This window comes from Borreliella mayonii (genome assembly GCF_001945665.1).
GTDB classification, from domain to species: domain Bacteria; phylum Spirochaetota; class Spirochaetia; order Borreliales; family Borreliaceae; genus Borreliella; species Borreliella mayonii.
The window spans coordinates 793181-806675 of sequence record NZ_CP015780.1 but is presented as its reverse complement, the minus strand read 5'-3'; the positions used below and the strand labels follow the sequence as shown (position 1 = coordinate 806675).

At 26.8% G+C, this 13495-nt stretch carries 13 protein-coding genes and 1 tRNA gene; 9 read left to right on the top strand and 5 right to left on the bottom strand.

Annotated elements, in window-relative coordinates; translation table 11 throughout:
* On the top strand, positions 1 to 1359 hold the full coding sequence (locus Bmayo_RS03860) for a sigma-54-dependent transcriptional regulator (RefSeq protein WP_075552404.1): 1359 nt from the start codon (positions 1 to 3) through the stop codon (positions 1357 to 1359).
* Positions 1360 to 1605: 246 nt separating this feature from the next.
* On the opposite strand, the gene Bmayo_RS03855 is transcribed toward Bmayo_RS03860, so the two are convergent.
* Positions 1606 to 2493 (bottom strand): LysM peptidoglycan-binding domain-containing M23 family metallopeptidase, encoded by an 888-nt coding sequence (locus tag Bmayo_RS03855; protein ID WP_075552403.1) that lies wholly within the window; start codon positions 2491 to 2493, stop codon positions 1606 to 1608.
* Positions 2494 to 2603: 110 nt separating this feature from the next.
* Between Bmayo_RS03855 and Bmayo_RS03850 the strand changes: the two genes are divergently transcribed.
* Both Bmayo_RS03850 and Bmayo_RS03845 read left to right on the top strand, forming a co-directional pair.
* Complete coding sequence (locus Bmayo_RS03850; protein WP_075552402.1) at positions 2604 to 2933, top strand: nucleoside triphosphate pyrophosphohydrolase family protein; 330 nt, start codon at positions 2604 to 2606, stop codon at positions 2931 to 2933.
* A 38-nt stretch (positions 2934 to 2971) separates the two neighbouring features.
* Positions 2972 to 3832: a DUF368 domain-containing protein gene (locus Bmayo_RS03845; RefSeq protein ID WP_075552401.1), complete on the top strand. Its 861-nt coding sequence runs from the start codon at positions 2972 to 2974 to the stop codon at positions 3830 to 3832.
* A gap of 3 nt (positions 3833 to 3835) precedes the next feature.
* Here Bmayo_RS03845 and Bmayo_RS03840 read toward each other — a convergent pair.
* From Bmayo_RS03840 to Bmayo_RS03830, 3 genes are all read right to left on the bottom strand, one after another.
* Positions 3836 to 3919: transfer RNA gene (locus Bmayo_RS03840), tRNA-Leu, on the bottom strand.
* Between the two features lie 67 nt (positions 3920 to 3986).
* Positions 3987 to 4646 (bottom strand): hypothetical protein, encoded by a 660-nt coding sequence (locus tag Bmayo_RS03835; protein WP_075552506.1) that lies wholly within the window; start codon positions 4644 to 4646, stop codon positions 3987 to 3989.
* 46 nt (positions 4647 to 4692) lie between these two features.
* Positions 4693 to 5289: an ATP-dependent Clp protease proteolytic subunit gene (locus Bmayo_RS03830; RefSeq protein WP_075552400.1), complete on the bottom strand. Its 597-nt coding sequence runs from the start codon at positions 5287 to 5289 to the stop codon at positions 4693 to 4695.
* 199 nt (positions 5290 to 5488) lie between these two features.
* On the opposite strand from Bmayo_RS03830, the gene Bmayo_RS03825 reads away from it, so the two are divergent.
* From Bmayo_RS03825 to Bmayo_RS03800, 6 genes are all read left to right on the top strand, one after another.
* The gene (locus Bmayo_RS03825; protein ID WP_075552399.1) at positions 5489 to 6556 is read left to right on the top strand and encodes an NAD(P)/FAD-dependent oxidoreductase; all 1068 of its coding nucleotides are present in this window, start codon (positions 5489 to 5491) and stop codon (positions 6554 to 6556) included.
* Positions 6557 to 6743: 187 nt separating this feature from the next.
* Positions 6744 to 7703, top strand: coding sequence for a ribonuclease Z (locus Bmayo_RS03820; RefSeq protein WP_075552398.1), 960 nt, complete (start codon positions 6744 to 6746; stop codon positions 7701 to 7703).
* Between the two features lie 8 nt (positions 7704 to 7711).
* Positions 7712 to 8641 carry an ABC transporter ATP-binding protein gene (locus Bmayo_RS03815; protein WP_075552397.1) on the top strand — a complete coding sequence of 310 codons (930 nt, stop codon included), beginning with the start codon at positions 7712 to 7714 and terminating at the stop codon, positions 8639 to 8641.
* Complete coding sequence (locus Bmayo_RS03810) at positions 8638 to 9372, top strand: ABC transporter permease (RefSeq protein WP_075552396.1); 735 nt, start codon at positions 8638 to 8640, stop codon at positions 9370 to 9372. Before Bmayo_RS03815 ends, Bmayo_RS03810 begins: the two co-directional genes overlap by 4 nt.
* Positions 9373 to 9376: 4 nt before the next feature.
* Complete coding sequence (locus tag Bmayo_RS03805; protein ID WP_075552395.1) at positions 9377 to 10885, top strand: GldG family protein; 1509 nt, start codon at positions 9377 to 9379, stop codon at positions 10883 to 10885.
* Between the two features lie 16 nt (positions 10886 to 10901).
* Entirely contained in the window at positions 10902 to 11915 is a 1014-nt protein-coding gene (locus Bmayo_RS03800; protein ID WP_075552394.1) for a DUF4340 domain-containing protein, read from the top strand.
* 223 nt (positions 11916 to 12138) lie between these two features.
* Here Bmayo_RS03800 and Bmayo_RS03795 read toward each other — a convergent pair whose 3' ends face one another.
* Complete coding sequence (locus Bmayo_RS03795) at positions 12139 to 13404, bottom strand: hypothetical protein (RefSeq protein WP_075552393.1); 1266 nt, start codon at positions 13402 to 13404, stop codon at positions 12139 to 12141.
* Between the last annotated feature and the right edge of the window lie 91 nt (positions 13405 to 13495).

Genomic DNA, 13495 nt, shown 5'->3' with positions numbered 1-13495 from the left:
ATGAGCAAAATACTTGTAGCTGATGATGAAAAGAATATTAGAGAAGGAATTGCTACTTATCTTGAGGATGAAGGATATTTTGTTTTCACTGCTAGTGACGGAGAAGAGGCTCTTGAAACAATTGAAAATGAAAATCTTGATGTAATAATATCTGACCTGAGAATGCCTCATATATCTGGAGAAAAATTGCTCAAAATAGTTAAAGAAAAAAACTTAGAAATACCTTTTATTATTCTAACGGCCCACGGAACAGTTGATTCTGCTGTAGATGCAATGAGAGAGGGTGCTTACGATTTTTTAATAAAACCCTTAGACCTTGAAAGACTTTTACTAATAATAAAAAGATCGTTAAATAAAAAAGAAAATAACGATGCCGAAAATGCCAACTTAGAAAATATACTAATAAGAAAAGACCTAAAATACTATGAAAAAATCATGGGAAAATCATTATTAATACAAAAAATTTTTGAACTTGTAATAAAAATAGCAAAATCAAATGCATCTGTTCTTATAACGGGCGAAAGCGGTGTTGGTAAAGAAATAATAGCCGATGCTATTTTTGATCTTTCAAATAGAAATGACAAACCATTTATAAAAGTAAATTGCGCTGCACTTTCTGAAAGCATCCTTGAAAGCGAGCTTTTTGGCCATGAAAAAGGAGCATTTACTGGCGCAATTTCCCAAAAAAAAGGCAGATTTGAGCTTGCAAACAAGGGCACAATTTTTCTTGATGAGATAGCAGAAATTTCACCTGAAATTCAAGTTAAACTTTTAAGAGTACTGCAAAACAAAACCTTTGAGCGTGTTGGTGGAGAAACTACAATTAAAGTTGACATCAGGCTTCTGGCTGCAACTAACAAAAACATTGAAGAGGAAATTAAAAAGGAAAAATTTAGAGAAGATTTATTTTATAGATTAAATATCATTAATATAAATATACCACCTTTAAGAGAAAGAAAAGATGATATATCCCATTTAACAAACATACTAATAAAAGAAGTTGCAAAAGAAAACAATAGAGAAGAAAAAACTCTTTCTAATGATGCAATGAAAGCTCTCTATTATTACGATTGGCCAGGAAATATTAGAGAATTGAAAAATGTACTTGAAAGCGCATTAATATTATCAAAAGGCAAACAAATCACTAAAGAAGATTTACCGGCAAAAATCAAAAATAATGAAAATCTTATATTTAAAATAACACTACCAATAGGAATCAGCCTTAAAGAGGCTGAAAAAGAAATAATAAAACAAACTCTTTTTCATTCTAAAAACAACAAGAGTAAATGCGCCGAAATACTAAAAATAGGAAGAAAAACTTTGCACAATAAAATAATCGAATATAACATTGATCAATAAAATTTATTTTAAATTATAAAATTATAATCAATACAAAAAAATAATATTGCTTTAAATTAAATGTATAGTTTTGAAACCAAAAAATTTTTTAATGCCAATAATTATATTAAAATGAAACACTTTCTTTTAAAATCTTGGTGCAAAAGTGTAAAAATATTTTTATAGAAAGAATAATTATACATCATTATTGATTAATAATCAATACAATTTGATAATATTATATATTTAACTGGCTTGTAGCTAGCCTTACTTTAAAAACTTTAATGGATTAATGGGAATATTTTTTTTTAATATTTCAAAGTGCAAATGAGGGCCTGTTGAACGCCCCGTTTGCCCCACTCTTCCAATAAATTCACCCGATTTAACAAAATCCCCCATCTTTACAGAATACGAATTTAAATGACCATAAAGAGATTTGATATTATTTTTGTGACCAACTACAACAAAATTACCATAAAGATCATTGTATCCAACTTTAATAACTATTCCAGAAGAAGAGGAATACACTTCCGTATTCATTGGAGCTGCAAGATCTATTCCCGTATGAAAACTTTTATTACCGGTGAAAGGATCATTTCTAAATCCAAAATCAGAACTAACAATAAATTTTTTTAAAGGGAAAATAAAGTTGGTATTTAAAAAAAAAAGTAGCTCTGTGCCTGAAAAAAGCCCAAAATCTGGATTCTTGATAAAATCAAAAAAATAAAACTCATAAACTTTGTCATTTCTTTTAATTTTTACTTTTTCAGCCTTAGTAAGATCTCTTGTTGCTAAAAGCAAATTATTAAACCTATAATCCTTACTATCAAAAACAAAAACTCCTTTTTTGCTAGGAATAAGAATCTCTTGCCCAACACTCACAACAGGAGAATCTAATAAATTAACAGTAGCAATACCAAACTGCCATCCATTTATTTTATTAGCAATTTTAAAAAAAGTATCTCCTTTTTTTACTTTATACACGTAAAAAAACAGGGGAATATGCTGTTTTTTGTTATATTTTAAAACTTTAATTTTAAGATCAGAAAAAATAGGATCTTTTCTTGAAAAATTTTTTATTTCTGGATAAGAAAAAACACAAATTATTTTAAAAAAAAAGAAAGCTACCCTAAATAACAAAAAAGTTTTACTCATACTACAAATTCTTTTACGATTAACTAGTCAAATATAATAAAAAACATAAAAAAAATAAATCATGTTTGGACTTGTAAATAATAACAAACTGTAATAAACTGTCTCTCAACATGGAGCTAAACGAATACCAAGAAAGAGCAAAAAAAACTGCTAAATACAAAAATAAAAAAGAAGAATTAATTTTAACAACACTTGGTCTTGCTGGTGAAACTGGAGAAGTTGTTGAAAAAATAAAAAAACTAGGAAGAGATAAAAATTACATTATTGATGATGAGTATTTAATATCAATTAAAAAAGAGCTTGGAGACGTATTATGGTACTTATCAAGTTTAAGTAACAATTTAGGCATTACGCTTGAAGATGTTGCCCTTACAAACCTAAAAAAAATACAAAAGCGACATGAAAATGGAACAATAAATGGCGAAGGTGATGACAGATAGAGCTTTAAATTGAAAATACTTAAAGTCTAAAAATAAAAATGCTTAATATTTATCTCAAGGGAATTTTACTTGGAATTGCAAACATAATCCCAGGAGTTTCTGGGGGAACGCTAGCTTTAATATTAAAAATTTATTACAAAATAATAAACTCTATCTCAGAAATCTTAAAACTCACAGAAATTAAAAAAAATTTAATGTTTTTAACTATTTTGGCAACAGGAATGTTAACCTCAATATTATTGGCTGCAAAAATATTTAAAGCTTATGCTTTTGACAATGGAATAACAGAAGCACTACTAATAGTATTTTTCATAGGATTAACATTTGGAAATATACTAACACTAAAAACAGAAATATCTATAAAAGAAATAAATAGTAATACAAAAATATTAAATACTTTGTTGTTTTTCATTGGCATGACTATTATTGTACTTTTCTTAATAATCAAAGAATCTAACATACAATTGCAAAGTACAATACCCAAAAACAAAAACTCAATAAAATATTACTTATTATTAATATCCTCCGGAACAATAAGCGGAGCATCAATGATCTTGCCAGGAATCTCCGGATCTGCGATGCTTTTGCTACTTGGTTTTTACAAAGAAATAATACTTATTATATCCGAATTTAACATTACTCTTATTACAATATTTGCAACAGCTGCAACAATAGGAATAGTTACATCAATACTAATAATAAAGAAAATAATAGATAATCACTTAAATAATTTTATTTATTTATCAAAAGGATTAATTTTTGGATCAATTCTACAAATGATATTGATCGTATTAAAATTGAACTTTAAAATCAGCTTTACATCTTTTACATCTTTAGGAATGTCATTTATAATGGGAATGCTTATAAACAAAAAATTGGCTGAGAAATATAAAATTTAAAAATACCGAAGACCGGACTTGAACCGGTACGGAGCTTCCTCCTCAGGATTTTAAGTCCTGTGTGTCTACCAATTCCACCACTTCGGCATAGAATAATATAATAAATAATAATATATTGCAATGTCAAGTTAAATAAGAAAATAAATATAAAAAATCAATTGATAACTATTTTTTGAGGAAAATTCTCAATAACATAATTGCTATGCAAATAATCTGTAATTACAAACATAAATGAATTTAAAGAAACCTTAGCAAAAAAATTAGAAAAAACTCTAAAATCAATTTTATTTGCTAACATTGGAATATTATCTGAATCATTTATTAAGCTAAAAAATCCATTTTTGATTAATAAATCAAAAATAACAAATTCAGATTCATCTAAAATAAACATTAATTTATCTATTTGGGCTTTTAAATATAAAATTTGCTCACTAATTTGCAAACTAGTAGGATTTTTAATAAAATCATTGCTTAAATTATAAATAACAATACCATAGTGATTACCCTTAAATTTAAAATCCACAAGCAATCCTAATTTTGAATCGCAAGAATCTTGCATTACGCTTAAAACTTTAATATTTATTTGGCGCTTAGAAAGAATGCTAACAGAAAGTTCATTCCCTTGATCAATAAAATAAGCATTCTTAAAAGTTTTAAGTAAAATTCTATTATTAATTAAATCAAGTACATTTTTATTCTCAAGGTTCTTAATAATTATTAAATCAAAGCTTTGATTTAGAATATTATAAGCAGAATCCAATAACTCTTGAGAAGAATTATCATTTAAATTAAAATTTGCAACCTTAAGCTCCAAAACACTAAAATCTGTATCTACAAAATTGCAGGAAAAAAATAAAACACTAAGCAGAAATAAACTTTTCAAGCTGACATTTTGTCTCAACAACTTCAAATACAAGTCCATACTTTTTTGCAGCGCCACTGTCTAACCAAAAATCTCTATCAGTATCCTTTTCTATTTTAGAAATCTTTTGACCTGTTTCTTTTGAAATAATATTATTAAGTTCTTTTTTAACTTTATTTAACTCATTAGTGTAAATCTCAATATCTGTAGCAACTCCTTTAAATCCACTCAAGGGTTGGTGCAACAAATACCTGGCAAAAGGTAGTGAAAATCTATTTTCTAATTTTGCAGCCAAAAAAATTAAAGCAGCAGCACTAGCAACAAGCCCTACTCCAACTGTAAAAACTTTAGGCTTAACAAAACGAATCATATTAAAAATAGCAAATCCAGCATCAATATCTCCCCCTTCTGAATCAATGTACACAAATATGGGCTTTTTAAAATCTAAAGCCTCTAACAATAATATTTTTTCCTGAAAAAGCCTAGAAACATCCTTAGTAATCTCACCAGCAATAACTATTGATCTGCTCTTTAAAACCAATTTCAATGATTTATCATGCGAAATATAAGCATCATTATATTCTTTCTCGGTCATAAAACATCCCTTATGCAAAAGCATAATGATATATTATAATTAAAAATAAAAGATTTTTAAATGATAAAAAAGCATAAAAACTAAACAATTACACTTAATTTCTGAAAAATAAAAGACTAATAAATCTTTAATTAAACTTCATTAAAGTCAAAAAATACTCTAAATTTATAAATAAGTAAAATTCAAAAAGGAGCTTATAATGAACCATGAATTTGCGGTTATTGGGGGAGGAATAGCAGGAAGTACTGTTACTTACGAACTGCTTAAAAGAAATAAAAAAGTAATTCTTTTTGATGATGAAGATACAAAAGCAACAATAGTAGCAGGCGGACTTATTAATCCTATTATGGGTAGAAAAATGAACATTGCCTGGAAAGAATCACATATTTTTGAGTTTGCAAAAACCTACTATCAAGAAATTGAAAAAACCACTAAATCCAACTTTTTTATAGAAAAAAATATCTTTAGACCCTTTACTACTAAAAATCAAAAAAATGAACTGATTGATAAACTTGAAAATGATAAAAACATTAAAAACTTTATTTTAAAAATACAAGATGGAAAAATTTACAATTTCTCAAATGACTCTAACGGCGGAATGCTAATAAAAGGCGCAAAGATTAATACAAAAATCTATATAAAAAATATTAAAAAATATTTAATCAAAACAAAATCATATATAAACAAAAATATAGACGAAAATAAAATTAAACTTGGAGAAAGTTTTTTCAAAATAGAAGATTTCAAATTTGAAAAATTAATATTTGCAAAAGGATATAAAGAAAAACTCAAAGGATTTTTTTCTTATCTCCCATTTGAGCCTGCAAAAGGCGAAATCATTATATTAGAATGCAAAAAATTAAATTTTAAAGAAGTTTACAATAGACACGTATCTTTAATTCACCTAAAAGACAATATATTTTACCTTGGAGGCACTTACGAATGGAATACTTGGAATACACTTACAAACGAATGGGCAAAATTAGAATTATTGGAAAAATTTAAAAAAATAACAAATCTAAAATGCAAAGTTATTGGTCAAAAAGCACACATAAGGCCTTCAACGCTTGACAGAGAGCCTTTCTTAGGAGAACACCCTAAGTATAAAAATATCTTCATATTAAATGGTTTTGGAACAAGAGGTATATCGATGGCACCATACTTGTCTAATTTATTGGTTAATAATATTGAGAAAATTGACAAAATTCCAAATCATTATAATATTAAAAGATATGAAAAATATCATAATATTTTGGATAATTCTTAAAATCAAAATTTTTAAATCCATGCTGACAAGCGATTTTATCTCTTAATATTTCTAAATTCAGGAAAAAATAATATAATATTTAAGTTAAGCTAAAATAATTCTTATCCAAAGAGAAACTAAAAAGTGAAGCAAGATTTAACAAAGCAATTAAAATTAATACTTTCAGAACAAACCAGGAGAACAATCTTTGGGATTTAATATTAACATTATAGGAACTGGAGGAACAAGACCGCTCCATAATAGATATTTGTCGTCTATACTAATAGAATACAATGGAGATAATTTTTTATTCGATTGTGGAGAAGGAACTCAAATGTCTTTAAGAAAACAAAAAATATCTTGGCAAAAAATAAAAATGATTTGTATTACACACTTACATGCTGATCACATCACAGGGCTACTTGGAATAGTGATGCTAATGTCACAAAGCGGAGAAACAAGAAAAGACCCATTAATAATCGCTGGACCTGTTGGAATAAAAAACTATACAAAAACTAATATAGATATGCTTAAAATATATAAAAACTATGAAATAATTTATAAAGAAATAATAATAGATAAAACCGAAAAAATAATATATGAAGATAAAACAAAAAAAATTGAATACACCAAACTAAAACATTCAATAGAATGTGTTGGATATTTATTTATAGAAAAAGATAAACCTGGCAAATTCAATACAGAAAAAGCAGAAGAGTTAAATATTCCTAAAGGACCTATTAGAAAAGCCTTACAAGATGGAAAAGAAATATTGGTAAACGGGAAAATTATAAAGCCATCAGAAATACTTGGAAAATCTAAAAAAGGACTAAAAGTTGCATACATTACAGATACTGGTTATTTTAAGGAACTCATACAGCAAATCAAAAATTTTAACCTTGTAATAATTGAGAGCACATTTAAAAATGAGCTTAAAAAGGAAGCAGATAAAAAACTTCACTTAACAGCTGGTGGGGCTGCAAATATTGTCAAGCAAGCAAAAGTTTTACAAACAGGGCTTATTCATTTTAGCGAAAGATATACATTAAGAAAAGATCTTGAAAACTTACTAAAGGAGGCAAAATTGGAATATCCCGATGGAGAAATTTTTTTAACAAGAGATGGAATGATACTTGAAGCAAATAAAAATAACTTTATTATTAAATAGGAGGATATATGATAAATGTAGAAAAAGTTACTAAAATGTATGGACCATTTACAGCACTATTTAATGTTAGCTTTAAGGTTGATGAAGGCGAAGTGCTTGGTATACTTGGCCCAAACGGAGCTGGAAAGTCCACATTGATCAAAATCTTAACATCATTTCATTATCCAAGCAAAGGTAATGTAAAAATTTTTGGAAAAGACATTGTAGAGCATTCAAAAGAAATACTACAACAAATAGGATATGTTCCTGAAAAACTAGCTCTTTATCCAGAGCTTTCTGTTAAGGAATATTTAAAGTTTATATCAGAAATAAAAGGTGTTAAAAAATTTAAAAAAGAAATTGACAGAGTAATAAGCATATTTAAATTAAAAGAAGTTGAAGATAAGCTGATTTCTCAACTTTCAAAAGGATTTAAACAAAGAGTAGGAATAGCTGGCGCTTTAATAAACAATCCCAAACTTGTAATACTTGATGAGCCAACAAACGGTCTTGATCCAAATCAAATAATTGAATTTAAAGAATTCTTAAAAGAGCTTACAAAAGAAAGTACAATATTATTTTCTTCACACATATTAAGCGAAGTAGAATCTATTTGCAAAAGAATAATTATTATTAACAACGGAGCAATTGTTGCTGATGACACAAAAGAAAATATTATTAAAAATAAACTTAAAGAAATTGAAATAGAATTAATAGTTCTAAAAAAATCTGAAAATGAAAAAAATTTTTTCAATAGCAAAAATGATATTTTTACATTAATACAACTTGAAGAACACGAAAAAGACTTAAATATTTTATTAAAACTATCTCAAGGCAAAACAGAAGAAGATCTCTTTAGCTACATAGTAAAAAATAATATAATCTTAAAAGCAATGATCCCAAAACATGAAAGCCTTGAAAAGATATTTAGCAAATTAACCAAGGAGAGAGAAAAATGAAAATAGATTTAAAGCAATCTTTGTCGCTTTCTAAAAAAGAACTAAAAATATTATTTGGAACTCCAACTGCATACGTTGTAATGCTATTTTTTTTAATATTCATAAACTTTTCATTTATTTTTTTATCAGGATTTTTTATTAAAGACAATGCATCTCTTACCTCTTATTTCTCTTCAATGCCTATTATTTTGATGTTAGTGCTGCCAGCACTTAGCATGGGAGTATTCTCAGAGGAACATAAAACAGGAAGCATTGAACTTCTTTATGCTCTACCACTAAGCCCTCAAGAGATAGTCTTGGGTAAATTTATTACGCTTAAAATATTTACCTTAATATTATTCTCACTTACCTTACCTCTTACAATAATGACAATTTTCATGGGCGAATTTGATCTTGGGATAATCTTGCTTCAATATCTAGGAATAATTCTTTATTCTCTTTCCGTGCTAAGCATGGGAACATTTATATCCTCTATTACAAAAAGTCAAATAGTCTCTTACATTCTAACCGTATTTACACTGATATTAATACTATTTTCTGGAAAATTGGTTATGATCTTTGGAAAAGAAAATATAATAGGGGAAATGCTTAATTTTATTTCAATAACTAATCACTTTAGCTATTTTAATATGGGCATACTAAACTTATCAGACTTTATTTATTTTATTACATTTACAATCACATTTCTCGTACTAAGCATATACAGCATAACACTAAAAAAATGGAGATAAATTTATGAAAAATAAAGAAAATGAAGTTTTAAACCTAACTTTAAACCTTACAATAATCCTTTTGATTTTTTGTAATATATCTATTTTCATTTTTAAAATAGACTTTACAAAACACAAAGCTTTTACAATATCTAAAGTTACAAAAAATTTGTTCTCAAGTGCAAATGAAACAATATATATAACATACTACAATTCAGGAAGTCTTGAAAACTATTTTGCTTTTCCAAACCAAATAAAAAATTTTTTAATAAGTTTTTCTGATGCCTCAAAAGGCAAGGTAATTTATAAAGAAATTGATGCTGATAAAATTTCAACACCATTAGAGCACATTGGTATTCCTTCTCAGCAAATTGACTTAAGAGATATTAATCAGCTCTCAATACTCAAAATATACTCAGGAATTGAAATTATTTATGAAGGCAAAAGAGAAGTAATACCGGTTGTAACAGAAATCAGCAATTTAGAATATGACCTTGCAAATGGGCTTGACAAGTTAATAAACAATACAAAAAAAGTTCTAGGACTTGCTTTTGGAGACAGCACTTTAAAAGAAGCACACAAAAACTTTTCCGAAATAATGAAAAAAGCATTTGGAATTGAAATAAAAGAAATAGATTTAAAAACTGAAAAATTAGAAGACATAAGAAAAGAAATAAATGGATTATTCATTATTGGCGCTAAAGAAATTGATGAAGAGATTGTAAAAAAAATTGACGATTTTATTGTTAATGATGGAAAAATATTTGTTGCAACAAGCGCAATTGACTACAATCCTCAAAATCCATATGGCATAACTCCTATTAAATCCAACCTATTTGATCTATTTGAAAGTTATGGCATAAAATACAATGATAATATTATTCTTGATAAAAGAGCACCCACAATCTTTTTAGGTGGCAATTTTCAAACTTACTATCCATGGATCTTAATAGACAAAAGCAACATTGTAAAAAAAGACATGCCATTACTGAAAAATTTTTATACTGCTACAATTCCTTGGAGCAGCTCATTAGAACTTATAAAAAAAGATGAAGCAGAAGTAAAATTTTTACCTCTATTTGCAAGCTCTAAACAATCATGGCAAGTTAAAGAGCCTAATCTTTCAAACATATCTTTGAATGCATTTGAAGTTCCAAATAAATTTGAAGAGAATAAAGTTAAAATACTAGGATATGTAATTGAAGGGAAAATTAAAAGTCCTTATAAAGATCAATATTCCAAAAATTCTAAAATAATCCTAACAGGATCAAGCATGATATTTAGTGATTATATGTACAACGGTTCTCCATCAAACTTTGAACTATCAGGAAGAATTTCAGATTATTTAATGCAAAAGGAAGAATTTTTCAATATTAAGTCTAGAGAAGTACGAGCTAAATTAAAATTTACAAGCTCTTCAAACGAAATGGTCAATGCAAAGTTTTCATTAATAATTGTTAACTTAATTATTCTTCCAACAATAATATTAATATTTGGACTTGTTAGATTTACTAGAAAAAGAAAAGCAAATTAAGAATAAAGGAGTGTTTATGACAAAACCAAAAATATTCTCAATCAATAAAGAAAATATAAAAATATTGATAATAATAGTGTTAACATCTACATTCTTATTGGGAATAATTTTTTCAAATGAAAACAAAGTAGCAAGGATTCTAGAAGAAAAATTTTTTGATTTTGACTTGAATTTAATTTCTAAAATTGAAACAGAGCTTGAAGGAACACTAACAAAACTTGGCAAAGATTGGATGTTAACATATAATAAACAAAATATTCCTGTCGACAATAAAAAAGTTAACTCTCTAATCAAAGCATTAGATGAGCTTCAAAAAAATAAACTTGTAAGTAGGGATCAAAAAAAACACAAAGAACTAGGAATTGGGGAAATCCCAAGCTTCAAATTATTTGACAATAATAACAAGCTATTAACAGAAATTTTTGTTGGAAAATCGGGAGAAGGCGATTCAAGATTGGCATACATCAAAGGTAGTGACGAAAATGTTTACTTAACAAAAAATATTTTCTTATCATATAAAGGGAATTCTTATAATACATTCTCAGATACTACCTTGTTCCAAGAAAAAAACACAAAATTAGAAAATTTATCATTCAAAATAATAAGAAAATTAAACAAAGAAAATGAAAATAATATAAATAATAACTATGAGATTACCACTAAAGATGGCCTTTATTTTTTAAATAACCAAAAAATGACAAAGGAAAGGCCTTTAAATATTATTGCTGAATTTAAAGCTGATGGGCTTGAAATTGATAAATCTAAAATAGATGACTATAAACTTCAATACAAAATTGAAGTCAAATGGAGCAATAAAAGTGTAAACAATATTGAAATTTATTTTAATAAAAACGAAGAAAATGACAAAGACATATTAATCAAAAAAGATAAAGATGAATATTACTACATGACCAGCAAATGGACTTTTTTTGATGTATTTAACTTAGAAAAAAAATTAATAGAAAAAGATAATATTTCTAGCAATGATAATCAAGAAGATCATAATGAACATCACATCAATGCAGATTAATCTTGCAATGTATTAAAAAGCATATAAAACATATAAAAATAAATATAATCAAAATGTAACCTTAGCAAAGACAACATTTTATCAAAAGATAAGATGTTGTTTAGCTTTACGATAAGTTTATCTTTTAAATTAAAATTAATAAGTTAAAACAAAAAAACCCATCCAGCTATCAAAAATTAATTTAAGAATTTTTATAAAAAATAGAATTTAAACGAGTAGATTTTCAACCTTTAGTAAGTAAAAATTTAACTTTTTTTAAAACTTCATACTCTTGTTTAATTTTAAAAATATTTCTATTAGGATTTAACTCAAGCTCACTTTCTATCCTATCAATAAAATTTATTAATATAGCTTTTTCATCGCTATTTAGCACAACATTACTTAAAGATTCTTCAGCATTAAATTTGCTCACAACCTTTTCAACAGCATTAAAATTTAAAAAAGAAGGATCCTTATTTATATTTTGAGAGCTAGGCTTTTCACAATTAGTAATATCATTGCTTTGGCCTTGACCTGCTTCATCTATCAAATTATCATGCAAATTTTTCTCTCCATCATTAGGAAAAAAGCTCTCGGCAACTTTAGAATCTAGGCCCTCTTTTAAAATATTTTCAAAGTCATCAAATTCTTTCAACTCAAAACGTTCACCAGAGTCCTCAAGAATCGAACAATTACCACCATTCTCATGGTCAATGTTTACACTCTCATCAATTAAATCTAACCGTTGTTTATTATCTACAAAGTCCTCCAATTTTTCAGAGTTATCACAATTAGCAATAGAATGGTGATCTTCTCCACGAACTTTATATTCCAAAGAAGAACTATTATCCAAATTTTTATCAACAGAATCTAAATATTTATCTGACTCTGTAGCAAAACTTTCTAATTTTTCATTATGATCATTATTATTATTTAACTCCATATTTCCTACGGGCACATTATCACTGCCAATATCAATACCTTCTTTTTTAATAAAATTATTAGAAAAATTATCAGCCACATGCAAATTGCTAGTCAAATTCAAATCTTTATATCTATTAAATTTAACATCGTTATGAACTTCTTCACTTTCTTTTGGGGCATAATTGATACCTTCAAGCAGTGCATTTAATTCTTCTTGACCAATAGAAATATTAGGCAAATTATCTTCTTTTTTAGAAAAAGAATCATCAATCTCAGATGGCTTTTTTTCAAAATCCTTAGAATCAGAAACAACAAAATCTCTTTGAACAAACTTAAGGCCATTATCAAGCATTTCTTTTTCAACTCTCTCAACACGAAGCTCAACGTCCTTTAAACAATTAATCAACTCACCGTGCCTTTCTTTTAATATATTATCAAGTTTTAACAGCTTTTCATCTAAAAGAGTTTTAAGATTATCTGAGGCTGTAGAAACAATATCAACAGACTCACTTCTTAAAAATACTTTTTCAATATCAAAATTAACTTCCTTAGGACCTTCTTTGATAAAAAAAATACTTTCCTTCATGCCAAACTTGCTCTCCAAAACTAATCAATAGAAATACAATCTAAACCAACTTTAACTACTTGTAAATATAGTATATTAAGAATATAATTAC